Raw genomic sequence first — 24,339 nt, 5'->3', positions numbered from 1 at the left:
AAGGAGGGTGGTAAATGGGCCGCAAGCTACAAGCTTCAGGCCACAAGCGGCGGGCTGCCAATATGGCTTTGCCGCTTGCTGCTTACGGGCTGCACCTTATTTTATGATGGTGACGGTGCCGTGCTGTACCAGGCGCTTGCCCTGCTGGTCGGTAGCCTCAAAGCGCCAGGCGTAGGCTCCCAACACGGGTTGCGCGCTGCCAATGCGTCCGTCCCAGGTTTGGGTGCGGTTGGTGGCCTGGAATACCTGCTGCCCGTTGCGGTCAAGCACGGTGAAGCGGAAGTTATCCAGAAAGCGGCCTTTCAACTCCAGTACATCGTTCAGGCCGTCGCCGTTGGGGGTGAAGGCCGTGGGTACAAACACTTTTATTTGGCGAGCCACTGAGGCCACGTTAGAGTGGCTAGGAGCCGAAAGCCCACCGCCGGTGGCCTCTATGCGGTAGCGCACTACCTGCTGGTTGGGGTCGGGCTGCAAATCCAGAAACGTGAGGCCGCCGCTAATGGGTACGCTCCGCACCACTGTATTGCTAGCCGACAGCGCAAGCACCCGGTAGCTAAGCGGAGCACTGGCATCGGGCCCACGCAGGGCAGTCCAGGTGAGCCGGATAGAGGTGCCTTCGTCGTTGGCGGCGCGGGCGTCCAGTAGCACCGGGCACACCGGGGCGCTATCAACGGAGCGGTTGCCGCAAGCATCCTGAAACCGGGCGGTGTAGCACAACTGATCGGAGAGGCTGGGCGTCAGGAGGGAGTCGCGCACGGCGCGGGCGGGCGTCACGCGCAGCTCCTGGCCATTGCGCAGGTAGGTGAGTTGCCCGCCGCTGGGGCTGCGGACCAGCGTGGTCGTCAGCTCCACCTGGTTGCGCAGGTTGAACGTGGCTTCGAGGCGGGGCGCGGCCGGGGCAGCGCCGGAGCTGGTAGTTACCGTTACCTGCTCGGAGGTGGATGTAGTGGGGCCAGAGGCGAGGGTGAGCCGGTAGCGGTAGGTAGTACCGCAGGTTACGGCCGTATCCAGGTACTGAGTGGTGCCAGCGGGCAGGGGCAGCGTTACGGTAGCGGAGCCAGCAGTGCGGGTGAGCGTGTAGTTGCCAGCGCCGGCAGCATTCCAAGTGAGCAGGTTACGGCCGTTGGGGGAGCTGGCAGTCAGGACCAAAGAGCAGATTTCGGGGGAGGCCAGGCTACTAACAGTAGGCTGGCATTTATCTAGCAGCAGCAGCCGGTAGCAGCCGGGCAGCGGGGCATTGCTGAGCGTGAAGCTGGTGAGGGTGCTGGCAATAGGGGCCACGGTGCGAAAACCGCCTGGCGCAGCAACATCCGCTACCTGCAGACTGTATTGATACTCGGGCTGCAACCCGCCAAACTGAAATTCTGCTGCGTTACCCTGTACCGTCAGGCTGCGCAAAGGTGGCCGTTGCGGAGCCGGAACAGGCGTGAAGGATTGGGTAGCAGTGCCTGTGCAAATGCCAGTCTGAGTATAGCGGCCGATGACTGTTACCGAAGCCAGCCCATTGGTAGCCGGGTAAGTAGCAGGCGTGTTGCGCGTGGCCGGAACCAGAGGGCCGTTGCCCACCTGCACGAAATACTGGTCGTAGTTGCTATCGGTAACGGTTACCTGCACCAGGCCGGGCGTGCAGGTGGTTACTGTGAAGGTTGGCTGCGGGGTGCTTTTAACTTCGTAGGTTTTGGATGCTATAATGCCTTGCGTACCACCCTGGGCCCCTTGGGTGTTTTGGGTAACAACCAGCACGCCGGGAGCCGTAGGCGTGAAGGTGGTAACGGTATCAACAAAGCCGGTGCAAACGATGGTGCTAGCCTGGCGGTAGTAAATCTGCGCCGGATTAAGGCCTTTGCCGCTGACGTCGCGCAGCCGTACTGGTCGCCCCACGCACAGGTAAAATGGCAATTCTAAGCCGGTGGCAGCGTCGTAGGCCCTAAAATCGGCCCCTGAGTTGGGAGTAGGAGTACACTGCGCCCAGGTTTCCGGATGCAGGCCCAGCAGCAACAATACAAGCAGTAGTAGTCGGTTCACTTTCCCCATAACGCAGCACCTGCCCGGTTGCGTACCCGGGCGGAGCTAAAGTAACGAAAGGCCGGTAGAGGCTAGCGGCTTATTGCTCCCACTCGTACTCGCGCACAAAGGCGGCGGCGGCGTGCAAGTCAGGGTAGAGCACCCGGTCCTGGCTTACAAAGGCCACTTTCTCGCGGAAGGCAGCCAGTAGGTTTTCCAGGGGCTCGGAGGTGCGGGCCGGGCGGCGGAAAGCCATAGCCTGGGCCGCATTCAGTAACTCAATACCCAGTAGTTGCTCCACGTTCTGCACTACCCGCAGGGCCTTGGTAGCGGCATTGGCACCCATGCTCACGTGGTCTTCCTGCCCGTTGCTGCTGACTATGCTATCCACGGAGGCGGGGGTGCACAGCTGCTTATTCTGGCTGACAATGCCCGCGGCCGTGTACTGCGGAATCATCAGGCCCGAGTTCAGACCCGGCTCGGCTACCAAGAAGGGCGGTAGGCTCCGCTGTCCGCTAATTAGTTGGGTGGTGCGCTGCTGGGAAATGCTGCCCAGCTCGGCCGTGGCTATGGCCAGCATGTCCAGGGCCAGGGCCAGGGGCTGCCCATGAAAGTTGCCCCCGCTCAGAATGGCATCATCATCGGGGAAGATATTGGGGTTGTCGGTAACGGCGTTGCACTCGGTTTCTACCACCTGCTGCACGTAAGCCAGGGCATCGTGTGAGGCACCGTGCACCTGGGGCATGCAGCGGAAGGAATAGGGGTCCTGCACGGCGGTTTTGGGCTGGCTTTGCAGCTCACTGCCGGCCAGCAGCTCCCGAATGCGGCGCGCTACTGCTACCTGCCCGGCGTGGGGCCTGATGCGGTGCAGGCGCTCATCAAATGGCTCACTGCGCCCATCAAATGCCTCCAACGACAACGCCCCGATGCAGTCAGCGGCGCGTAGCAGCCGCTGGGCTCGCAACAAACCGTGCACGGCGTAGGCCAGCATAAACTGCGTACCGTTCAGCAGGGCCAGGCCTTCTTTGGCTTCCAGAGTGAGCGGCTGCCAGCTGAACAGGCTCATAGCATCGGCGGCGGCCAAGCGGTAGCCCTCGTAGTGTACCTCGCCCAGACCCAATAGCGGCAAGCACAGGTGCGCCAGCGGGGCCAGGTCGCCACTGGCACCCAAGGAGCCCTGTTGGTACACCACCGGCAACATTCCGCGGTTATAGAAATCGAGGAGGCGCTGCACGGTACTCACCTGCACGCCGCTGTGGCCGTAGCTCAGGCTTTGAGCTTTGAGGAGCAGCATCAAGCGCACCAGCTCGGCGGGCACTTCCTCCCCCGTACCACAGGCGTGCGACATCATCAGGTTTTGCTGGAGCTGCTGGCGCTGACCCGCCGGAATGGCCTTGTCGCAGAGTGCCCCAAACCCGGTGTTAATGCCGTAGATGGCCGCTTCCGGGGTGCGCTCCAGCCGCTGCTGCAAGTACTGATAGCACGCGGCTACCCGCTGGCGGGCCTCCTCACTAAGTATAACGTGGGCTTTAGAGCGCACCAGCTGGCGCAGAGTATCGAGGGTAAGCCGGGTGGAAGGCGTGAGCGAAAAATCCTGAGTCATGGAGGGAGAAGCGGGCCAGGGTAGTTGCGGCCGTTTACGGGTGCCAAGCTAAGGGTTTGCCTGCAAACCCGCCCGCGTGGCGGCACTGATTGCCAGGCAAAAGGGTCGGAAACCACAGCTTCCGGCCCTTTTGCCTGGCAATCAGTGCCGCCACGGTTACTAATCCAGGCTACTGGTGGTGTCAGCGGCCATCATCCTATCCGTAGTATCACCACTAGCCGACATATCGTCGGTTGACATCTCAGTGGTGCTACCGGAACCAGAGCCGTTGCCGGAGTCCGTACCACGGTCTTGTCCGCAGGAGCTGAGGGTAAGAGCCGGTAGCAGGACAGCAGCTACCGCCCAGGCGGAGAAGCGGGAAGTTTTCATAAGCAGGGGTATACGGTGAATACTGGGCTGAATTCCAGCAGAAAGTTGCCCGGCGTGCAGTCAGAATTAAGTAGCGCCCTGCCTGATAGCTCAGGAAGCAACTAGGCTGAGCAAGTAGCTGTTACCTTGGCTAAGTTGTGAGCGGGCCAGTAGTGCGGGTAGCGCGCTGCCAAAGCAGAGCCGCAACCAGCACCAACCCGGCCCCAATGGCCCAGCCTGGGACTAGGCGCCGGGCGGGCGGCACGTACACTACGCCGGTGGCGTCGGCCACGGCGGGCTCGGGCACGTAGCGCCCCTGCGCGGGCACGGCCAGCGCGGTAAAATCCAGCACCAGGCGGTTTAGCTGCTGCTGCAACACGGGGCCCTGCATCGGAATGCCGTGCCCGGTGGCGGCTAGCTCCGGCTGCAAAGCAGCCAGCCGGACCACCGACCGTCGTGCGGCCTGCCAATCGGGCGTGAAATAGGCGGGAGGGCCGTGCACCTCCTGGCGTTGGGTTAAAGTTGCCAGCCCCGATTCGGCCAGCACCGTCACGAAGGCGTCGCCGGCCAGCAAGGTTCTATCCTGCTCCCGAAATAAGGATACGTGGCCGGGGGTATGGCCCGGAGTGGCTACCCAGCGCCAGGCAGGCAAGGCGGGCACCGAGCCATCGGCGGGCAGGGCCTGCACTCGGGCTCCCAGATTGATGGGTTGTTTGGGATAGAGGAAGGATAGGGCAGCCATGGCCCCGCCGCCCACCGTGGGGTCGGGTGGGGGGTAGGCGGAAACTCCCGTCAGGTAGGGCAACTCCAGCACATGCGCATACACCAGTACCTGGGGCCAGAGGGCCAGCAGATGCGCCAACGCGCCAACGTGGTCGAAGTGGCCGTGGGTAAGAATAATGGCTTGGGGCGGGTTATCGGCGCCGAACAGCAGTTCTGCCGCTTTCTGCACCTCCTTGCCTGAACCTGGCAGGCCAGCGTCCAGCAGTACCCACTGCCGCGAAGAAGCCGAGGTGCGCAGGAAATACAGATTGGCAAACACGTTGCGGAACCCCCAGATATCGGGCCGCACCTCAAACAGGGCAGAGGTGTTAGCACGGGTAGCCTTGGGGGTAGAAGGTAATGGGGAAACAGCCATGGGCGTATGATGTGGTAGTCGTCAGCGGCCGGAAAAAGGCCGCGCGGGTTTAGGCCAGTGACAGGGCAAAACGGCGGCTCCCCGGCACCAGCAAGGTGTACCCAGGTAGCCGCCGTTTCAAGTTTGCGGATAGCTCAGCAAGAGGGGCTCAGTACCAGCGTAAAAGCTAGCGGTTTGAGCCATTGGTACCCGAGCCGTTTCCACCGGTACCCGAGCCAGTGCCTGAGCCGGTAGTCCCCGAACCAGTTCCGCCCGTGCCACTAGTGCCCGAGCCGGTGCCAGTACCAGTTCCGCCGGTACCGCCACTGGTACCACCGTTAGAGCCGGTACCTGTGCCAGTCCCGCTGCCAGTACCCGTGCCGGTTCCGCCGGCATCTGTGCCCGTGCCACCCATTGAGTCGGAGTCGCTCGTCATATCTTCAGAGCCTCCGGTGGAAGGGGCGCCCGTGCCGGAGTTGTTGCCAGCCTCGTTGCCTCCGTTTTCCCCAGATTCGTAGCCATTGGTAGAGCTGGAGCCATTGCCACTACCTGAGTCGTTGCTTTGCGGATTACAGGCGCTAAGTGCCACAGCACCCAGAATGGGCAAAAGAATGCGGTAATTGTACATAAGAAAGAAAGTGAGTGGAGGTGAAATGATGAATGCGCCAGGAGGATATGCCCCCAGCCAGTAGTCATGCGCAGAGGCGTGACGATATCATTTTACGCGTGCAGCAAGTGTTTGATAAGCTGTTCGGGCAGAAACAAATACTGGTTTTACAGGAATAAATCCTTCGTATTACTACGTAGATCTGTTCTAGTACTATTGTACTATACCCTGTAATAATCCGCAAGCTGCGTGGCCGGAGGCGGAATATCCACCCCGGCCACGCATTTGTTGTCAGAAATAGGTGCTTTACCGAGTTACAAGGCCCCAAATGTGGCGGTTTTACAGCGCTTTTGCGTTGATGTAGCTCTTGGCCAGCGTATTCAGCTTGGTGTCGGTGTTCTGCTCCTCGGCTAGCGTCTGGCGCAGGATGGCGGCGGCCTTACTATGGCCCAGGCGCTCAGCATAATGAGCCGCCGTGCCGTAGCCCGAAATTTCGTAGTGCTCCACGCGTTGCGCAGCGGCAATCAGGGCTGCATCCATCACCTCATCGGTGGCCCTCTCCGACATTGTTTCCTGGCCTTCGGCTATCAGGCCTTCCATGGCTTTGCAGGTGTGGCCACCCAGGCTAATATCCAGCGCCTCGCCAATCTGCTCCAGGCGGGCTACGTGGTTTTCGGTTTCCTGCAAGTGGGTTTCAAAGCCTTGGCGCAACTGCGGGTCGTTGGCTTTGGCAGCCATTTTGGGCAGGGCCTTTACCAGTTGTTTTTCGGCGCTGTACAGGTCTTTGAGCTGCATTTCCAGCAGGTCGTCCAGGGTTTCGAGTTTGTTAAACATAGCGGTAGTAGTTGGGTGAGTGGTACGGGAAACCAGGCTAAATAGCCCCGGTTTCCGTACGCGTCTGTTTAGCTGGGAGTTAAGGACGAGTTTGGGCCGCTGCGTACTTATTTCTCGGTTCCAGCCAAGGCCCCCACAACCGCTATTTGCCTCCTGCAGCGTCACGGGCGTGCAATACCTGTCCTGTAGCTCAACAAAAAGTGCGTGAATCACGGAGGGGAAAATCCGTAATTCACGCACCAATTAACGCGTCGTCAGGCCCCCGGGCAGCTAGGCCAGCAGGCGGGTGGCCTCGGCCAGCGTTACCACCTGTTCCTGCCCGGTAGCCAGCGTTTTGAGCTTAAACTGGCCGGCGGCGCGCTCCTCGGGGCCCTGAATGAGCACGTAGGGAATACCTTTGCCATCGGCGTACTTGAACTGCCGACCCAGCTTGCCCGGCTCGGGGTACAGCTCACTGGCAATACTAGCCTCTCGCAGGTGGCGGAGCACAGGCAGCACGGCCAACTCACTCTCCGCATCGAAGTTGGCCAGCAGGCAGCGGGTGGTGGTGGCCACGGCTTCGGGGAACAGCTGCAGCTCTTCCAGGCAGTCGTAGAGGCGGTCAACCCCGAAGGAGAAGCCCACCCCCGACACGCCCGGCAGCCCGAAGGCCCCGGTGAGGTTGTCGTAGCGGCCCCCACCGCTCACGCTGCCCATGTTCACGTTGTTGATTTTGATTTCGAAGATGCAGCCCGTGTAGTAGCTCAGCCCCCGGGCCAGCGTCACGTCGAATTCCAGGTTCTGCCACTTCTCAAAGCCAAAGCCGCGCAGGTAAGCCAGCACCCGCTGCAAATCCTGCAGGCCCTTGTAGCCGTCGGCATTGTCGGGCTCCACGCCGGCCGTGGCGAAGGCGGCCAGCAGCCGTTCCAGCTTCTCTTCAAAGTCGCCGCCCACGCTCAGCAAATCAAATAAACGCTCGGTGGCGGCGGCCGAGAAGCCGCGTTCCAGCAGTTCCTTTTCCACGCCCTCGCGCCCAATTTTGTCGAGCTTGTCGATGGCCGTAAACAGGTCGGTTTCGGTACCTTCGCCGCCCAAAGCTTTGTAGAAAGCCCCCAGCACGCCCCGGTGGTTGATTTTGATGGTGTGGTCAGTGAGGCCCAGCGTGTTGAGCACTTCCGACATCATCAGCACAATTTCGGCTTCGCAGAGCAGGGAGTCGGTGCCCACTACGTCAGCGTCGCACTGATAAAACTCCCGGTAGCGGCCGCGCTGTGGCCGGTCGGCGCGCCACACCGGCTGAATCTGGTAGCGCTTGAAGGGGAAGGTGAGCGTGCCCCGGTTCATTACCACGTAGCGGGCGAAGGGCACGGTGAGGTCGTAGCGCAGGCCCTTTTCGGCAATTTTGGGTAGCACCTTTTTGGGGCCGGCCAGCAGGTCGTCGGGGGTAACTTCTTCCTTGATAACCTCGCCTTTCTGCTTTTTCAGGAAGTTGCCCGAGTTCAATACTTTAAACAGCAGCTGGTCGCCTTCTTCCCCGTACTTGCCGGTCAGCACCGAGAGGTTTTCGAGCGTGGGCGTTTCGAGCGGAGCGTAGCCAAACTTCTCAAACACACGGCGGATTACACCGAAAATATAGTTGCGGCGGGCCACTACGGCCGGGCCAAAGTCGCGGGTGCCTTGCGGAATGCTGGGTTTCTGGGCGCTCATCGGGAGGGTAACGGAATGCGGAAATACGGCCGCAAAATTCGCAGATTCTGCCGAGTTTTCGGCTCTCGGCCGCCTAACTCGGCCACAGGCTGGGCGTACCCGCCCGGTTCTGGCCCGATTCAAAGTCGATTTCCTGGATGGCATCCAGCAAGGAAGGCACCAGCAGGGGCTGGGAAGCAGCATCCAGGTACAGAAAATGGTGCTGAGCCGGCTCCGGTACGTGGCACAAAATCAGGCGGCGTTGTTGGGCGTGCAAGATAAAGGCGTAAGCCAGCAGCAGGTCAATGGCTTCACTTGTCAAGGAATCAACCAGACTCAGATCAACCAGAATAGCTGATTTTTCGCTGCGGCTGGCCCGGTGCAGGGCCCGGGTGAGCTTTACCTCATCCGAGGAAGCAGCGTCGGGGGAGAGAATTAACAGGAAGCCGTTTGGTAGAACTTCACGGTGGACATCAAGCATGTTTTCACAGATTAGGCAGAGCGGAGCGAGTGTGATGCATACACTGCTTACCTAGCTGAGGGTTTCGCCTGAATTGTAGTAAAAGGAGGTTGCTTCTATTTTTATTAGAGTATTACAAGCCCGTCTCCGGATAGTATAGCAATAGGCTACTTAGAACCGTTTCAACTATTAACGCCGGGCCGCCCGCCGCACCTGAAACAACACGGAACCCGCCAGCGGCGCTTTGAGGGCAGCCCGCAACTCAGACCGCCGCAGGCCCCGGTTGGTCCAGTCGTTGCAGGTGCGCAGGGCATGGTAGCGGCCGGTACCCAGAAAGAAGAAGTCTTTGGGGGTGTAGCCAGCGGGTTGGCGCAACTGCATTCGGCCCAGGCTATCGGGCCGGAAGCCCTGCTGCACGTAGGCGGTGAGCTGCCGGTACTGCTCCACCGAAATTCGCAGGGGCACTACGTGGGAGCCAGAATCTGGGGCAACCCGATAAAAATTGACGTGCATGAGCGTCTTCGAGGGGAAAAGTGCTCCGGCAATGGCCCCGGGCCCGGGAATCTTGCCACCCATGGAGCCCAGGTAAAACCGCTCATTACCCCAGCCAAAGGCCACGTAAGGATAACGCGCGAACCGCGCTGTAAGCGTGGGCTGGCTGAGTACACCTAGCCAGTTGTGGCCGGTGCGGGGTTCCTGCAGCGGCAGTACCACATCGGTATGGAAGCCGTTGGACACCACAAAAATGCGTACCCCGTCCGGCGTTTGCCGGAACTGCCGGTTAAGGGGTACCAGCGTCCCGCTCATCAGCAGCAGAATAAAAGCAACAAAAGCCGACATAGAAATTCGGGAAGCAGAATGCTGCGAAGGTAAGCGCCCACGCCGGAGCAGTAGCGCGAACTTTGTAGTTCGCGTCCCGGAACAATGCTATTACCCTATAAGCTAATGCTCTAACAGCGCAGGGACGCGAACTACAAAGTTCGCGCTACTCCGGGCAACAACAACCGGCCCGGCTACCTACTTACTCCGGGAGCAAGCAGATAACCGGGCCGGGACTACCGGAAGCGGCAAATGGCTAGGAACGCACGCGCACCGCGGGGCGGCGGGGTTCCAGCTCGGCTACCGGAGCACTGCGTTTGGCCCAGGCTTTTTTGTCGGCGCGGGCAACCAAGGGCATGTTCAGCGGCACCATTACCACGGTGCCTAGGGTGTGAGCGGGCTGGCTAACGCGCAAGGCCAGCACCGGCGCAACCTTGTGGTAGCCAAGCACCGTGGTACGCACCGTGTAGGTACCCAGTGGTAGCCCGGTGGCCCGGAAATGCCCGTTGGCATCAGTTTCCACCGACTTCACAAAGCGGCCATCGGCGGCGCGCAACACCACCACGTAGGAGTGGGGAATGGGCTCCTGGGTTTGCCCATCGAATAAGCGGCCCGATACGGTACCCCGGCGTGGGGCGGCATCAGTGGCCTGGGCGGGAAAGTGGGCGGCCGTAGCCAGCAGGAGGGAGGAGCCCAGCAGGGCGCGGGAAGCAAAGGACGTTTTCATGGCAGTACGGAAAAAAGATGGCTGAAAAATGGCCGCTGCCGAAGCCTGGGAAACCGGCGCAACGCACGCCTGAAAGCCCCGAGGGCGGTCTGAAAAATCAACGATAGTCGAGCCCGAATCTGGTGCCTATCGGCGGCTTATCGGGGCATAGTTCCACCACAAAGCGGGTGGGAGCTACCAGCTAATAGCCATTAGCTCAAAAACTAGCCGCCAAACCCGCCGCCGCCGCCTTTCGGGGCACCGTCGATGCGGCCGGCCTTGGCCTTGGAGGCACCCACGTACCAGGTGAAGCCCAGCCAGCCTACCCGCGTTTCGGGCTTGGTGTAGAGGTTGGCGGTTAGGTCGGGCGAATCGACGATGGAGCGGCGCACCTGGGTATTGAGCACATCGGATACGCGCAGGGTGAGGGCGGCGCGGTTCTGCCACAGGCGCTGGCGCAGGGCTACATCAATGCCCCCGTAGGCCAGGCGGCGGCCCTGGGCCGTGAGAACGGCCGAGTTGTACTGGCCAGTGAGCTGCACATCCAGGGAAGGCGTGGGCGTGAAGTTCTGGTTGAGGCGCACGTTGCCAGCCAACGCGCGGCGGTCCACGGTGTTTTCGGCGTTGGTCTGGAATTGAGTGCGGTAGAGGGAGCCGCTGGCCTGCACCCGCCACCAGGCCGTGAGGGGTTGGGCCCAGGTTAGCTCCAGGCCCACGTTGGCGGTGGTGCCGGCGTTGCGGTAGGTTTCCACTAGTACCAGCCCGGCGGCGGGGTTGCGGTTGGTAGCCACCGTATCCACGTTGCGCAGGCGCTGAATGGCATTGTTGGTGAAGCGGCCGAACAAAGTGGTGGTAATTTCGGCCCCGCCGGGCAGGCTCAGCTGGTGGCCCACTTCCAGGTTGTGGCTAAACTCGGCGCGCAACGCCGGGTTACCAAGGCGGTAGAAGCGCGGGTCCTGGTACAGGGGCACGGCCAGCTGCTGCATGAAGTTGGGGCGGTTGAGGCGGCGGGCGTAGCTTAAGGATATCTGCTGGGGTTGCGCCCCGCCCTTGGTGGAGTCGGCGCGGCCCAGGCCCCGGCTGATGCTGGCAGTAGGAAACAGGCCCAGGTAATCAAGCTGAAACTTGCCCTGGCCGCCATTTACGGCCCCGCTGGTGTTGGTGTACTCGGTGCGCAGGCCGGCTTGGGTGTTCCAGCCGTTCCAGCCACGCTGGAAGTTAGCGTAGGCGGCCGGCACAGTTTCGCGGAAGTTGTAGGCCAAGGACCGGGCCGGGTCCCGCACGTACTGGCCGGGGGCGTCGGGCTGGAAGGCGAACAGGTCGGCGGTGCCGTTGCTGCGCTGCTGCTGCACTTTCAGGCCGGTTTCCAGCTTGCCTTTGTTGCCGGCAAGTGGGTGGGTGTAGTCGAGTTGGGCAAAGTACACCCGGGCCTGCACATCCATCTGCTGCCGCCAGCCGCTGAGGGCACCAGCTTCCAGCGTTTGAGTTACGGGCACTTCGGCATCAATGAGTACCGCCCCGCCCACGGCCGTTAGCTCGCGGCCCTTGTGGGCTTCCCAGGTGCGGCGGTAGCTGCCCACGTTTTCCAACACCCGCACATCCACGTTCAGGTCCTGGCGGCCTAGCTGGGTGGTGGTGGGCTGGCCGGTCCGCTCGGTGCTTAGCTGCTGCAGGCTCAGGTCCCGCTCGTGCTGCCAGGTCGGCGATACGCTTAGGTTCAGGCTCTGCTCGGGCGTCAGCTCATAATCCAGGCCCAGACGCAGGGAGTGGGAATCGTTCCGTTCCCGGCCGGTGCCGACCTGGCGGGTGGTCACGTCGCCGGAGGCCTGGCGGTTGTTGCTGCGGTTGCGGTAGTACTCATCCTGCCGGTCGTAGCTCAGACTCAGGTTGCTTTTGCCCTGGTGCTTGTTCAGGCTCAGGCTGGCGTTGTACTTGTCGCCGGTGCCGCCCAGCAGGCTGGCCTGGCCGTTTACGCCGTTTTTGGTCTGCTTTTTCAGAATCACGTTCAGCACGGCCGTGCCCTGGGCATCATACTTGGCCGAGGGGTTGGTAATTACCTCGATGCGCGAAATCCGGGAAGCCGGAATCTGGTCGAGGCGCAGGCCGGTGCCGCCGTTGCTGCCCCCCGAGGGCTTGCCATCGATGAGGATGGTGAGGTTGGCCGAGCCGCGCAGACTTACCGAGCCGTTGGCATCTACCGCCACCGAGGGCACGTTGCGCAGCACGTCGGTGGCCATGCCGCCCACGCTGGCCAGGTCTTTCTCCACGTTGATAACGCGCTTGCCGGGCTCATTTTCCACGGTAGCCCGCTCCCCTGTTACCGTCACGCCCTTCAATTGAGTGGCGGTAGGAGCCAGCTTTACGGTGCCCAGACGCAGGGCGGGTGAGGCCGCCGTGAGCTGCACCGAGCGGCGGTAATTCTGGTAGCCCACCGCCGAAGCCTTGAGCAGATAGGATCCCAATCCCAGCTTCTCCAGCGCAAACGAGCCGTTTTCAAGGGTTTCGGCCCCGGCCACAAAGCTGGAATCCTGGGCCCGAAGCAGGATAACGTTGGTGAACGGCAGCGGCTGGTTGTTAGCTTGGTCGAGCAGAATACCGCTTACGGTGCCAGTGGGTTGCTGCTGGGCCGCGGCAGCCAGGGGAAAGAGCATAGCGAGGAACCCCAGGCCCCGCAGGGCCCGGCCGGAAGACAGGAAGGAAGTCATAGGAAGGGAGTGGTTGAGGAAAAATCGGGCAAGGAGAGGCTGGGTCCGGTGGCCGCGGTTCCGCCGGAGGTAGCATGGTTGCCAGAAATTCAAACGTGATGAGCAGGGGCACAAACCGCCGTAAAAGCGGGTGCCAGATAACCAAAAACGCTGAGCGGCAGCAGGGAAGCAGACGCTTCCGGCCGGGGCCCAACACCCGGCCCGGTTGGCGCGAGGTGGTTTTCGGGGAGGGCCGCGTCTGGCCCTGGTGAGGGAGCAGCGGCGCGGCCGGTACTTTATCTAATCAACATTTCAAAGGTAAGCAAAGGTACTATGTAACGCAAGGTACTAGAAAAATTAATTTTATGTTTCCTCGAAAACCTTGTGTTTTAGAGCTTCGGAGTTGCTCGAAGACAACGCTCAGTAACCGAAGGCTGCCCACCAAGGGTTGCTGGCCGACAGTAGGGTAGATGGAGGCCAACTCTAAGGGGTTGCCCGGTGGTATACATTTTTTGCCATATTCTTTTTGGCGGCAGTTGGCCGTCATCGAAACCCCTTTTTCTGAGCGCTAAGGGCTGATAATGCGGCTTTCGGAACACCGCACGCTTGTCCACCACAGGACCATGCCAGGGCCGAAATGCCAAGTATCTTCTAGCTACCCAGGCAGTCGGCAACCAGTTCAGACTGCTTTCGGAGCCCCTACGCCAACGCTGGGCTTTACCCGTGCATGTTTGCGGAGCAGGTCGTCACTCCCGGACAGTACCGAACAGCCTGTTCGGAAATGGACAGATTTTCAACTCTCTGCAAAGGTGTGTATGCGTGTATAGTGCTGAAAAATAGATGTTTATATAATTGGCACGGCCATTGGCTACGTTGGGTAGAACCTCCTTTCTACCTGTGCGAAAATGGACAGAGCTATACCTACTTCTACCCAAAACCGCCGCCAGCGTCGCCGCTGGTTGCTCGGAACGGGTATTCTGCTGGCGCTGGTAGCTGGCCTGCTGGCTTTCCGAAGCGTGCTTAAGCCCAGCCTCAACCGAAGCGCCATCCTCACGGCCCGCACCGAAACCGGCGACGTAGAAGCGGCCCTCACGGCGGCCGGCGTAATTATTCCGGCCCACGAGGCCGTCATTACCAGCCCCATCCCGAGCACCATCCGGCGGGTGGCCGTGCCCGTAGGCAGCCAAGTACAGCCGGGCCAGACGATTCTGGAGCTGGACCGGGAACTGACCAACACGGCCCTGGCCAAACTGCAGGACGAGCAGCAGCAAAACCGTAACAAGAATGGCCAGCTGCAGCTCAGCCTCGAAAAAGCTCTCAACGACCTTCGCTCCCAGGAGCAGGTGCAGCAGGTAAAAGTGCGCAGCCTGCAGTCGGCGCTACGGGATGAGCAGTACCTGCTCAAGATTGGCGGCGGTACCGCCGAGAGTGTGCGCCAGGCCGAGCTGAACCTGCGGGTAGCGCAGCTGGAACTACGGCGGCTAAGTGAGCAAATCCGGAACCAGCGGGCCGCCAACGCCGCCGACGTGCGGGAGCTGGGCTTTACTATGCAGATTCAGGACCGCAGCATTGCCGAATTGGCCGGGAAGCTGCAGCAGGCCAACATCAGCAGCCAGCAAGCCGGCGTGCTCACCTGGGTGAACGAAGATCTGGGCACCACCGTGCAGGCCGGCGACCCGCTGGCCCGGGTGGCAGACCTGAGCCGCTTCCGGGTGCGGGCCACTATTTCCGATACCTACGCCGACGCCCTGCACCTGCAGGACCCGGTAGTTATCCGCATCAACGGCACCGATTTGCGCGGTACCATCAGTACCATTAGTCCGGCCGTGGAAAAGGGCGTGGTAACCTTCTACGCCGCGTTGCAGCAGGACCACCACCCGGCCCTGCGCGCCAACCTGCGGGCCGACGTGTTTGTGGTAACCAACGCCCACCACAACGTGGTGCGGGTGAAAAATGGGCCCTTCTACCAGGGTGGCAAGGAGCAGCCGGTGTTTGTGGTGAAGGATGGCAAAGCCGTGCGCCGCACCGCGCAGTTCGGGGCCAGCAACTTCGATTTTGTGCAGATAACCGGCGGCCTGGGAGCGGGGGAGGAAATTGTAGTGTCGGATATGAAAGACCACCTCGATACTCCGGAGCTCACCATTCAGGACTAAGTCCTGCACTCACCTATTTCATGACTACTTCTATTCCCGTTTATCCCATGCTACTGCTTCGCTCCTTTTCCGCTGCTCTCGTTTTCTCGGCTGCTACTTTGGCTGGCGTATCGGCCCAGGCCCAGGCTCCCGGCTTTACCTCTCACCGGCAATTCAACGACACGCTGGTGGCGCAATTCAACCGGGGCGACTTTATTGCCAGCGAGGCGTACGGCAGCGCGGCCCTGCGGCAACTGGAGCCGGCCGGCAGCATGCGCAACTTCCTGACCAAGCTGAAAACCCAAACCGGCCGGATTACGGCCACCGTGCCGCTGCGCGACCAGGGCAAGCAGCACGAGTTTGAGTGGCGAGGCGAAAAGCAGAACCTGCGCGTGACGCTGGTAGCCGCCACCCCGGGCGTGCTGGACGACTATATTATTTCCGACTTCATTGCCCAGCCCACGCCTTGTGCCACCCCGGCGCTAACGGACAACCCGCAGAAAAGCGTGCTGGACCAGGCTGTGCACCGCGCCGCCACCCTGTATATGCAACACCCGGATGCGGCCGGCCTTTCCATTGGCATTTATCAGGGCGGCAAGATGTCGTTTTATAACTACGGCGAGGTGGTGAAAGGCTCGGGGCGGCTGCCTACTTCCTCCACGTATTACGACTTAGGCTCAGTGGCGAAAACTTTCGTGGGGACCCTGCTGGCGCAGGCGGTGCTCGACAAAAAGCTGAAGCTGACTGATGATATCCGCCAGTTTCTGCCGGGCCAGTACGCGAACCTGGCGTTTGAAGGGCAGCCGATTCAGGTGATGCATCTGGCTAACCATACGTCCGGTATGCCCGGTGTGGCCCAGGTGTACAGCCCCGCCCGCAAGGAGTGGCAGGGCAAGATGAGCCTGGTAGAAAGAACGGCCTACTACAACCAGTACACGGCCGACAGCCTGCTGCGGGACATGCACCAGTTTCGGCTGGAAACCAAGCCCGGCACTACCTACCGCTACAACGGCGTGGCGATGCTGGTGCTGCAGCTGGTGCTGGAGCGCGTGTACCAGCAGCCCTACGAGCAGTTGGTGACGAAGTACGTGCGCACCCGCTTTGGTATGCACGACACCAAGCGGGTACTTTCCGCCACTGAGCACCAGCGCTTTGCCACCGGCTACGACAAGCGCCAGCAGCCCCAGCAGCACCCCAACTACACGGGCTACTGGGGTGGGCCGAATATGAGCTCCACCGCCGCCGACCTGCTGAAGTACGCCGCGGCCAACCTCAAGGAGCGTGAGCCGGCTGTTCGCTTGGCCCACCAACGCACTTACGGGGCGGATACCGGTTTCGGGATGGGGCTGGGCTGGATGCTGGATACCGATGCGGAAGGCCAGCGCCGGATTTACCACGATGGGCAGTCCATCGGCTTCAACACCCGCTTTGTGCTCTACCCGGCCCAGGACGTGGCCGTGGTGCTACTGGTAAACGAAAATATCAGCCAGAGCCGCCTGACTCAGCTGGAGCAGTACCTGAAACGGGAGCTGCCTGCCGTGGCCCGCACCACCCGCCCCACGCCAGGGCAGTAGCCCGCGCATTACCCTGTAGTTGCCATGTTGTATGCTTACCTCAACGCCATGAAACCTCTCATGTGGCTGGTTGCGCCCCTGCTGGGGCTGCTCTGCCAGCCTGCCTTCGGGCAAACCCAGCCGGCGCCGCTATCCTTACACCAGGTAATTGAACTGGCCCTCACACAGTCGGCGGCGGCCAAGCAAACCCAAACCACCCGCGACAAAAGCTACTGGCAGTGGCGTACCTACCAGGCCAACTACCGGCCCCAACTGGGGGTGCAAGGTACGGTGCCGGGGTTCAGCCGCGTGATTACGCCTGTGGTGCAGCCCGATGGTACCACCGACTTCCGGGCCGTGCGCATCAACAACTCCAACCTGGCCCTCACGGTCAGCCAGAACATCGGCCTCACGGGCGGGCAGGTGTTCGTGGCCTCGGAGGTGCAGCGCTTTGATGATTTCAACGGCCGCCTGAAGCGCTACAACAACCAGCCCGTATCCATCGGCCTCACCCAGCCCATCGGCAAGTTCAACAGCCTGAAATGGGACCGGCAGATTGAGCCGTTGCGCTACGAGGAAAGCCAGCGCCAATACACGGAGGAACGCGAAACCATTGCCCAGCGCATCACGGAGCTGTATTTTGACGTGCTGCAGCAGCAGGTAAACGCCGAAGTAGCCGGCCAGAACGTGCAGGCCAACGAGGAGCTGCTGCGCATTGGCAAGGAGCGGTACCAGCTCGGCCGCCTCTCCCAGAGCGACCTGCTGCGGCTGGAGCTCAACCTGCTGAACGCCCGCCAGGCCCGGGCCCAGGGCCAGTTGGATGCCCAAAACGCCGCCGTGAGCCTACAGAGCTACACCGGGCTGCGCGCCGAAGCCCTGCGCCTCGCGGTGCCGGCCCCCACGCCCCGGCTGGTGGTGCCCGCCGAGCAGGCCCTGGTGCAGGCCCGCCAGAACCGGAGTGTGGTGCTGGCCTTCCGGCGGCGGCTGTTGCAGGCCGAGCGGGAAGTGGCCCTGGCCCGCGGTACCACCGGACTGCAGGCGGTGCTTTCGGCCAACTTGGGCTACGTGAACCAGGCTGGTAACCTTTGGGCTACCTACCTGGCCCTGCAAAACCAGCAGCAGGTGCAGCTCACGTTTGCCATGCCGCTGCTCGATTGGGGCCGGCAGAAATCCATTATGAAAACCGCCGAGCTGACCCGCCGCCAGGTGCAGACGGACGTGGCCCAGGAGGAAACCAGCTTCGAGTTGAACGTGCAGGTGCAGGCCACCCAGCTGGCTACGCTCAGCGAGCAGCTGGACCTATCCGCCCGCGCCGATTCCCTGGCCCAGCAGCGCTACGCCATTGCCCAGGCCACTTACAAAGTGGGCCGCATCAGCCTCACCGACCTCACCATTGCCCTGGCCGAAAAAGACCAGGCCCGCCGCGCCTACATTCAGGCCCTGCGTGCCGCCTGGGTGGCCCATTACCGCCTGCGGGCCCTCACGCTTTATGATTTTGAGCGGCAAATGCCCCTGGCCACACAGTAGGCCCGCCGAGTCGCCTGGTTGACTTCCGACCCGGCACCGAAAAGGCCGCCATTACCGCCATATCCGGTAATGGCGGCCTTTTTGGCGCCGTGGTTACTGCGCAAGCCGTTGCCGGCGCATCATGTTACAGCATCATTCCGCCCGTGGCTTCGAGGCGCTGGCCATTGAGCCAGCGGGCGGCATCCGTGCAGAGGAAGGCAACAAGGCCCCCAATATCATCGGGCTCGGCCACGCGGCCCAGGGCCGTAATCTGGGCTACGTAGGCGCGGATTTCGGGCGTATCCGGCATGGCACCGCCACCAAATACTGCCCCCGGCGCTACCACATTGGCTGCAATGCCTCGGCTGCCCAGCTCCAAGGCCAAATAGCGCGTAAATACTTCCACGGCTCCCTTCATACTGGCGTAGGCTGAGCTGCCGGCAAAAGCAACCCGCGTGGTGCCGGAGGAAATATTGATAATCCGGCCTCCGTTGCGCAGCAGGGGCAACGCCTTCTGCGTGAGGAAGTACACGCCTTTGAAATGAATATTCAGCATCTCGTCGAACTGCGCCTCGGTGTTCTCGGCAATAGGGGCAGTGAGGCTGGTGCCGGCGTTGTTGATCAGGAAGTCGAACTGGTCGGTGCCGAAGGTAGCGGCCAGCACCGTGCTAACCTGCCCGAAGAACTCTCCGAAGGTGCGCACGTCGGCGGTGTTGAGGGGCAGGGCTACGGCGCGGCGTCCCAGGGCGGTAATTTCGGCTATTACGGCTGCCGCTTCGGCTTGCTGGCTGCGGTACGTAAGGATAACATCAATGCCCTGCTGAGCCAGTTTCAGCGCCATGTCTTTGCCCAGGCCCCGGCTGCCGCCGGTGAGTAGGGCTATTTTGGAAGTGCTCATGGGAAGTGCGTTTGTGGTGTTAAATGAACACGACAAAGGTCACGGGCCCCACTTGCAGGCGTGTTGTACGCGCCAATCAGCTTGTTGTAGAAATCAAACCGGAGTAGCTTCTAGCATCCGGAATGCGCCGGGGCTGATGGGGGCGTAGCGCCGGAAGAAGTGGGAAAAGTGCGCCACATCCACAAAGCCCAGGCTATCGGCAATTTCCCAAAGCGTCCAGTCGGTCTGGCGTAGCAGTACTTTGGCTTCCTGCGCCAGCCGCCCCCCAATAAGGTCGGTGGTGGTGCGGCCGGTACTGTCTTTGAGCACTTTATTGAGGTGATTAACGTGCACGGCTAAATGGGCGGCAAAATCCTTGGCCGTGCGCAGTGGCACCCGCTGCTGGGAGTTGGTGAGTGGGAACTGCCGTTCCAGCAGCTCCACAAACCGCGACGAGAGCCGGGCCGCTGCTGAATAGGTGGGGTGGAGCGTGGCAGCGGGCTGCCGCTTCTGGCCCAGGTGCAGCAGCTCCAGCACGTAGGCCCGCAGCAGGTCGTACTTATAGGCGTAGTCGGAGGCCAGCTCGGTGCGCATGTGCGCAAAAATAGCTGTTGCGCGGGCCGCCTCGGCTGGAGTCAGCTGAAACACGGGGTGGCCGTCGGCGCGGAATAAGGGCAACTCGTCGGGAGTGGCGCCGCCGAGAACCGGTAGCACGAACTCAGCCGTGAAGAGGCAGAACTGGCCTTGTTGTGGTTCGGTGGGCTGCCACTGAAACGGCGCTTTCGGCGTCGAAAACACCAGGGCATCGGGGGCAATGTCAAGGGCCTGGTCAGCGAAATAAGCGCGGCTGTGGCTACGCAAGAGGCTGATTTTGTAGAAGGACCGGCAGGTGTGGGGCGTGGCGGACTGCGGCTGAGTGGGCTCCCAGAGGTCAGCTATGTCAAATGTGTTAAAGTGGCCCACCTCGCGCTGAATACCGCCGGGTAGTAAAGTGCTTAGGTTGAGGTCAGTACAAGGGGCTAATTCCTGATAGAGCTCGTTCAGCGCGGTAGTCGTCATGGCAGTAGGTTGCTTGTAGAATTCAAAGCCTGAGCAACCCAACAGCCCCCGGAAAGTTTGGCTGGGGCACCCGGAACTACACCACCACTGCCTGTGCGGCCACCTGCCTGCCAAACCGGACAGTCGGCCTTTTATTTTCGAACACACTGTCCGTTTTTGGACAGAATTAGCGGTGGTTATAGCGTCTGTTTTGGTTGTATTTATATGTAAATGAATAAGTTATGCGTGTGGCACGGCACTTGGCTATGCTACCAGGAATCTGGCACCGGCCTGCTTAAAACCGGACACTCCTGCCTCATCCTGCTTACCCTTATTCTCTAGCTCTCATGGAAAACATCCTCGCTCAAACCACCGCCCGGCCCCAGATAACGGCCGAAGCGAGAAGCTCTGCCGCCCTCCAGCCCGTGATTCAGCTGCGCAACATTGAGAAAATCTACCAGACCCAAACCATTGAAACGGTAGCCCTGAACCGCGTAAACCTGACCATCAACAAAGGCGAGTTTGTGTCGATTATGGGGCCTTCGGGCTGCGGAAAATCAACCTTGCTCAGTATTATGGGGCTGCTGGATGAGCCTACGGCTGGCGTGATTGAGCTGGATGGCCGGCCGGTGCAGTCGTACTCCGATAAAGAGCTGGCGGGGCTGCGCAACCACAAAATCGGGTTTGTATTCCAGAGCTACCACCTCATCAACGACCTCTCGGTGCTGGATAACGTGGAGCTGCCCTTGCTGTACCGGCCCGGCGTGGGCGGCAAGGAGCGGCGGCAGCGGGCCTACGCCGCCCTTGAAAAAGTGGGCCTGGGGGCCCGCACCAACCACTTCCCCAGCCAGCTTTCGGGCGGGCAGCGCCAGCGCGTGGCCATTGCCCGGGCCCTGGCCGGCCGGCCCGAAATCATTCTGGCCGATGAGCCCACCGGCAACCTCGATTCGGTGATGGGGGAGGAGATTATGGAGCTGCTGCTGAGCCTCAACCGCCAGGAAGGCACCACCATTGTGATGGTGACCCACGACGAGCAGCAGGCCCACAAAACCCAGCGCCTCATCCGCTTCTTCGACGGCAGCCAAGTGAGCTAGGCGTGAGTTACCAGTTGCCAGTTTTGAGTTGCCAGTCTGTTCAGGATTCTTCCGCTATGAAAACGCTTGCCTTTCCTTTATCTGATGCTGCTTTGGTAGCCGCCTGCCGCCAGGGTAATGCTGCTGCCCAGGAGCAGCTGTACCAGCGGTTTGCGCCCCGCATGCTGGCCCTATGCCTGCGCTACGTGTGCCACGAGTTTGATGCCGAGGATGTACTGGCCCGGGGCTTTGTGAAAGTGTTTCGGGGGCTGCACCAGTTTGCGGGCACCGGCAGCCTGGGTGGGTGGGTGCGCCGCATACTGGTGCACGAGTGCCTGAGCTTCCTGCGCCGCCGCGAAAACCTCACCCTCAGTCTGGAAGCCGCTGCCGTGCGCCACCTGTCGGCCCCGCAGCCTTCCGCCGAGGTGGAGCTGCAGGCCGCCGACCTGCTCTGGCTGGTGCAGCAGCTGCCCGCCGGCTACCGCACCGTGTTCAACCTCTGCGCCCTGGAGGGCTACACCCACCCCGAAGTGGCCGCGCTGCTGGGCATTTCGGAGGGCACCAGCAAGTCGCAGCTAAGCAAGGCCCGGGCCCTGCTGCAGCGGCAGGTAACGGCGCTGCATTCTTCTCTCTCCACTTCCTATTCCTACGCTCATGTTGCTTAGCTACCTCAAAATTGCCTGGAAGGTGCTGCTGCGCCGCAAGTTCTTCACCTTTATCAGCCTGTTCGGTATCAGCTTTACCCTTATGGTGCTGGTGGTGATGTATGCGCTGTTTGACCACGCCGTGGGTACTACCCGGCCGGAGCTGCGCGCCGACCAGCTGCTGTTTGTCAACCGCATGGTGCTCAAAGGGCCAGAGTCGCAGGGGGCGTCCAGCTTGGGCTACGCTTTTCTGGAGCGCCACGTGCGCAGCCTGCGCACGCCTCAGGCCGTGGCCATCAGCGAAGCTTATCCTACCAACGTGGCGCTGTACGCGGGGCCGCAGGTGGTAAAGGCAGACCGCCGCTACACCGATGGCAACTACTGGGCGGTGCTGGATTTCGACTTTGTGGCGGGCCGACCCTACAATACGGCGGAAGTGCGCGACGCGGCCCGGGTGCTGGTACTCAACGAAACGATGGCCCGCCGCAGCTTCGGTTCGGTGGCGGCAGCCGTGGGCCAAACCATGCAGCTGGATGGTTTGGCCTACCGGGTATTGGGGGTGGTACGCGACGTGCCTACCGCCCGGGAGCTTACCTATGCCGAGTGCTGGCTGCCCGTGACCACCACCACCGCCGACCTGCGTGACCCAAACTACCTGGGCGAGTTTCAGGCTATCCTGCTGGCCCGCCGGCCCGCCGATGTGCCGGCCATGCAGGCAGAATATCAGCAGATGGTCCGCCGCCTGCCGGTGCCCGAACCCACCCAGTACAAGGAAATCCGCTCGTATGCCCGCACCCTGATGGCGCACTACATGGCCCGCCACGACAACGACGCCGACGCCAGCGGCGACGCTTCCCGGTTCTGGCTGCAGTGGGTAGGGTTGGGGCTGCTGTTCATGCTGCTGCCCACCCTCAACCTGGTCAACATCAACGTGAGCCGGACCCTGGAGCGAGCCGCCGAAATAGGAGTGCGCAAGGCCTTTGGGGCCACGGCTGGTACGTTGGTGCGCCAGTTTCTGGTAGAAAATGTGATGCTGACGCTGTTGGGCGGGGCGTTGGGCCTGGGCCTGGCTTCCACCGTGCTCTACTTGCTCAATAGCAGCCACTTCATTGCCTATGCTCACTTGGGCATCAACGGGCGTGTGTTTGCAGTGGGCCTGCTGCTGGCGGTGCTGTTCGGGCTGCTTTCGGGCATTTACCCAGCCTGCAAAATGTCGAAACTACCTGTGAACCAAGCCTTAAAAGGAGAAGCCAACCTATGATCCGTCACCTGTTTACCCTGATTTGGAACCGCCGCCGGGCCAATGCGCTGCTGATGGTGGGCATTGCCCTGGCCTTTGTGGTGCTGTTTGCCGTGAGCAGCATGGGGGGCGTGCTGTGGTCGTACTACCGGCAGCCGCTGGGGTTTACCTACACCGAGGCGTGGCAACTAAACTTCACCGCCGGCCCCCAGCCCAAAGCCGAGCAGCTGGCTGTGCTGGAGCGCATTATGGCTTGGTTGCGCGCGGCCCCGCAAATCAAAGGCGCGGCGCTTACGGCCTCCAACACGCCCTTTTCCTTTAATGACAGCCGTCGGTCCCTGGATTTTACCGACCCCCGCGACTCAACGAAACACAGCCTCAACAACGTGAACGTGTACACGGTAGGCCCGGAGCTGCGCGCGGTGATGGGGCTGGAATTGGTGGCCGGCCGCTGGTTTGAGCCCGCCGATGCCGTGCGCGGTGCACGGCCCCCGGTAGTAATTGATGAACGCCTGCAACGGACTATGTACCCCGATGGGCGGTCGGCCGTGGGCAGTATTGTGCGCGGCGGCGACGAGCAGGAGCGCGTGGTGGGCGTGGTACGTGCCTTCCGCTCCGATGGGGAGCTGCAGGAGCCGCTGGCCGCCATCTTCAGCCCTATTTTCCCCACCGATACCTCTTTTCTGGCTCAATCGGTGCTGCTGCGGGTGCAGGCCGGACAGGGGGCGGCCCTCGAAAAGCAGATTGCCGAAAACGTCCGTCGCATTAGCCCCAACTGGTCGGTATCCATCCGAACCTTGCAGGAAATGCACGACAGCCAGTTCAAACAGCTGCTTACGCGCCCCCTGCTCTTGGGCAGTATGAGCCTGTTTATGCTGCTGAATGTGGCCCTTGGGCTGTTTGGTGTGCTGTGGTACAACATCAGTCAGCGCCGGGGCGAGGTAGGGTTACGGCGGGCCCTGGGTGCCACGGCGGGTGATATTGGCCGGCAGCTTCTGGGCGAAACCCTGGTTATCACCACCTTTGGGCTGGGGCTGGGGCTGGTGGTAGCGGTGCAGTTTCCGCTGCTGGGCCTGCTGAATGTGCAAACCAGCGTGTATCTGGCTGCTATGCTGCTGGCTACCCTGCTGATGTATGCGCTTACGGCCCTCTGTGCCTTGTATCCCAGCCAAATAGCCGCCGGCATCCGGCCGGCCGTGGCTCTGCGCGAAGAGTAAGTTCTTTGACGTATCGAATCTGTTACCTGAAACAACCAACCAGTTTGAGGCCGACCCAAACTGGTTGGTTGACAAAAGGAACGTGTTGAATTCGACAACGAACTGGTTTGACCGTCAGCTAAACTAAGTGGCCACGGCACCAAACCAGGCAGCTTTTTCGGTAGACTAGTAGCCCTTGCTGCCGCTCCTGATTTCGCCGGACCCCTAAATGA

General features: G+C 61.5%; 20 protein-coding genes. 7 read left to right on the top strand and 13 right to left on the bottom strand.

Annotated features, from left to right (window positions below):
* Positions 1–96: 96 nt before the first annotated feature.
* The 11 genes from ABIB60_RS08340 to ABIB60_RS08290 form a co-directional block, all read right to left on the bottom strand.
* Positions 97–2,025, bottom strand: coding sequence for a T9SS type B sorting domain-containing protein (locus ABIB60_RS08340; RefSeq protein ID WP_354579097.1), 1,929 nt, complete (start codon positions 2,023–2,025; stop codon positions 97–99).
* A 79-nt stretch (positions 2,026–2,104) separates the two neighbouring features.
* The gene (gene hutH / locus ABIB60_RS08335; protein WP_354579096.1) at positions 2,105–3,607 is read right to left on the bottom strand and encodes a histidine ammonia-lyase; all 1,503 of its coding nucleotides are present in this window, start codon (positions 3,605–3,607) and stop codon (positions 2,105–2,107) included.
* Positions 3,608–3,766: 159 nt separating this feature from the next.
* The gene (locus ABIB60_RS08330; protein ID WP_354579094.1) at positions 3,767–3,976 is read right to left on the bottom strand and encodes a hypothetical protein; all 210 of its coding nucleotides are present in this window, start codon (positions 3,974–3,976) and stop codon (positions 3,767–3,769) included.
* A 130-nt stretch (positions 3,977–4,106) separates the two neighbouring features.
* Complete coding sequence (locus ABIB60_RS08325; protein ID WP_354579093.1) at positions 4,107–5,093, bottom strand: MBL fold metallo-hydrolase; 987 nt, start codon at positions 5,091–5,093, stop codon at positions 4,107–4,109.
* 166 nt (positions 5,094–5,259) lie between these two features.
* Positions 5,260–5,700 (bottom strand): hypothetical protein, encoded by a 441-nt coding sequence (locus ABIB60_RS08320; protein WP_354579091.1) that lies wholly within the window; start codon positions 5,698–5,700, stop codon positions 5,260–5,262.
* A 318-nt stretch (positions 5,701–6,018) separates the two neighbouring features.
* Positions 6,019–6,513 carry a YciE/YciF ferroxidase family protein gene (locus ABIB60_RS08315; RefSeq protein ID WP_354579089.1) on the bottom strand — a complete coding sequence of 165 codons (495 nt, stop codon included), beginning with the start codon at positions 6,511–6,513 and terminating at the stop codon, positions 6,019–6,021.
* A gap of 270 nt (positions 6,514–6,783) precedes the next feature.
* Positions 6,784–8,199 (bottom strand): histidine--tRNA ligase, encoded by a 1,416-nt coding sequence (gene hisS / locus ABIB60_RS08310; RefSeq protein ID WP_354579088.1) that lies wholly within the window; start codon positions 8,197–8,199, stop codon positions 6,784–6,786.
* 73 nt (positions 8,200–8,272) lie between these two features.
* Positions 8,273–8,659: an STAS domain-containing protein gene (locus ABIB60_RS08305; protein WP_354579086.1), complete on the bottom strand. Its 387-nt coding sequence runs from the start codon at positions 8,657–8,659 to the stop codon at positions 8,273–8,275.
* A 168-nt stretch (positions 8,660–8,827) separates the two neighbouring features.
* Entirely contained in the window at positions 8,828–9,478 is a 651-nt protein-coding gene (locus ABIB60_RS08300; RefSeq protein ID WP_354579085.1) for a DUF2459 domain-containing protein, read from the bottom strand.
* Between the two features lie 235 nt (positions 9,479–9,713).
* Positions 9,714–10,184 carry a carboxypeptidase-like regulatory domain-containing protein gene (locus ABIB60_RS08295; protein WP_354579083.1) on the bottom strand — a complete coding sequence of 157 codons (471 nt, stop codon included), beginning with the start codon at positions 10,182–10,184 and terminating at the stop codon, positions 9,714–9,716.
* 203 nt (positions 10,185–10,387) lie between these two features.
* A complete protein-coding gene (locus ABIB60_RS08290) occupies positions 10,388–12,868 on the bottom strand; it encodes a TonB-dependent receptor (protein WP_354579081.1) in 2,481 nt (826 codons plus the stop codon).
* A gap of 884 nt (positions 12,869–13,752) precedes the next feature.
* Here ABIB60_RS08290 and ABIB60_RS08285 point away from each other — a divergent pair.
* Genes ABIB60_RS08285 through ABIB60_RS08275 form a run of 3 tightly spaced genes read left to right on the top strand, consistent with a single transcriptional unit; the run spans position 13,753 to position 18,059 of the window.
* On the top strand, positions 13,753–15,000 hold the full coding sequence (locus tag ABIB60_RS08285) for an efflux RND transporter periplasmic adaptor subunit (RefSeq protein ID WP_354579080.1): 1,248 nt from the start codon (positions 13,753–13,755) through the stop codon (positions 14,998–15,000).
* A 20-nt stretch (positions 15,001–15,020) separates the two neighbouring features.
* Entirely contained in the window at positions 15,021–16,553 is a 1,533-nt protein-coding gene (locus tag ABIB60_RS08280) for a serine hydrolase domain-containing protein (protein ID WP_354579078.1), read from the top strand.
* A gap of 48 nt (positions 16,554–16,601) precedes the next feature.
* Entirely contained in the window at positions 16,602–18,059 is a 1,458-nt protein-coding gene (locus ABIB60_RS08275) for a TolC family protein (RefSeq protein ID WP_354579077.1), read from the top strand.
* 124 nt (positions 18,060–18,183) lie between these two features.
* Here ABIB60_RS08275 and ABIB60_RS08270 read toward each other — a convergent pair whose 3' ends face one another.
* Together ABIB60_RS08270 and ABIB60_RS08265 are read right to left on the bottom strand one after the other, a co-directional pair.
* Positions 18,184–18,936 (bottom strand): SDR family NAD(P)-dependent oxidoreductase, encoded by a 753-nt coding sequence (locus ABIB60_RS08270; protein WP_354579075.1) that lies wholly within the window; start codon positions 18,934–18,936, stop codon positions 18,184–18,186.
* A 93-nt stretch (positions 18,937–19,029) separates the two neighbouring features.
* The gene (locus tag ABIB60_RS08265) at positions 19,030–19,974 is read right to left on the bottom strand and encodes a helix-turn-helix domain-containing protein (RefSeq protein ID WP_354579073.1); all 945 of its coding nucleotides are present in this window, start codon (positions 19,972–19,974) and stop codon (positions 19,030–19,032) included.
* Between the two features lie 404 nt (positions 19,975–20,378).
* On the opposite strand from ABIB60_RS08265, the gene ABIB60_RS08260 reads away from it, so the two are divergent.
* Genes ABIB60_RS08260 through ABIB60_RS08245 form a run of 4 tightly spaced genes read left to right on the top strand, consistent with a single transcriptional unit; the run spans position 20,379 to position 24,127 of the window.
* Positions 20,379–21,047: an ABC transporter ATP-binding protein gene (locus ABIB60_RS08260; protein WP_354579168.1), complete on the top strand. Its 669-nt coding sequence runs from the start codon at positions 20,379–20,381 to the stop codon at positions 21,045–21,047.
* 56 nt (positions 21,048–21,103) lie between these two features.
* Positions 21,104–21,691, top strand: coding sequence for an RNA polymerase sigma factor (locus ABIB60_RS08255; RefSeq protein WP_354579071.1), 588 nt, complete (start codon positions 21,104–21,106; stop codon positions 21,689–21,691).
* Positions 21,681–22,931: an ABC transporter permease gene (locus ABIB60_RS08250; protein WP_354579070.1), complete on the top strand. Its 1,251-nt coding sequence runs from the start codon at positions 21,681–21,683 to the stop codon at positions 22,929–22,931. Before ABIB60_RS08255 ends, ABIB60_RS08250 begins: the two co-directional genes overlap by 11 nt.
* Positions 22,928–24,127, top strand: a complete 1,200-nt coding sequence (locus tag ABIB60_RS08245) for an FtsX-like permease family protein (RefSeq protein ID WP_354579068.1) — start codon at positions 22,928–22,930, stop codon at positions 24,125–24,127. Before ABIB60_RS08250 ends, ABIB60_RS08245 begins: the two co-directional genes overlap by 4 nt.
* Positions 24,128–24,339 lie beyond the last annotated feature (212 nt).

It is taken from the genome of Hymenobacter sp. UYP22, assembly GCF_040547285.1.
Lineage (GTDB): Bacteria > Bacteroidota > Bacteroidia > Cytophagales > Hymenobacteraceae > Hymenobacter.
The sequence above is the reverse complement of the archived record's forward strand: the minus strand, read 5'-3'. Positions and strand labels throughout refer to the sequence as shown.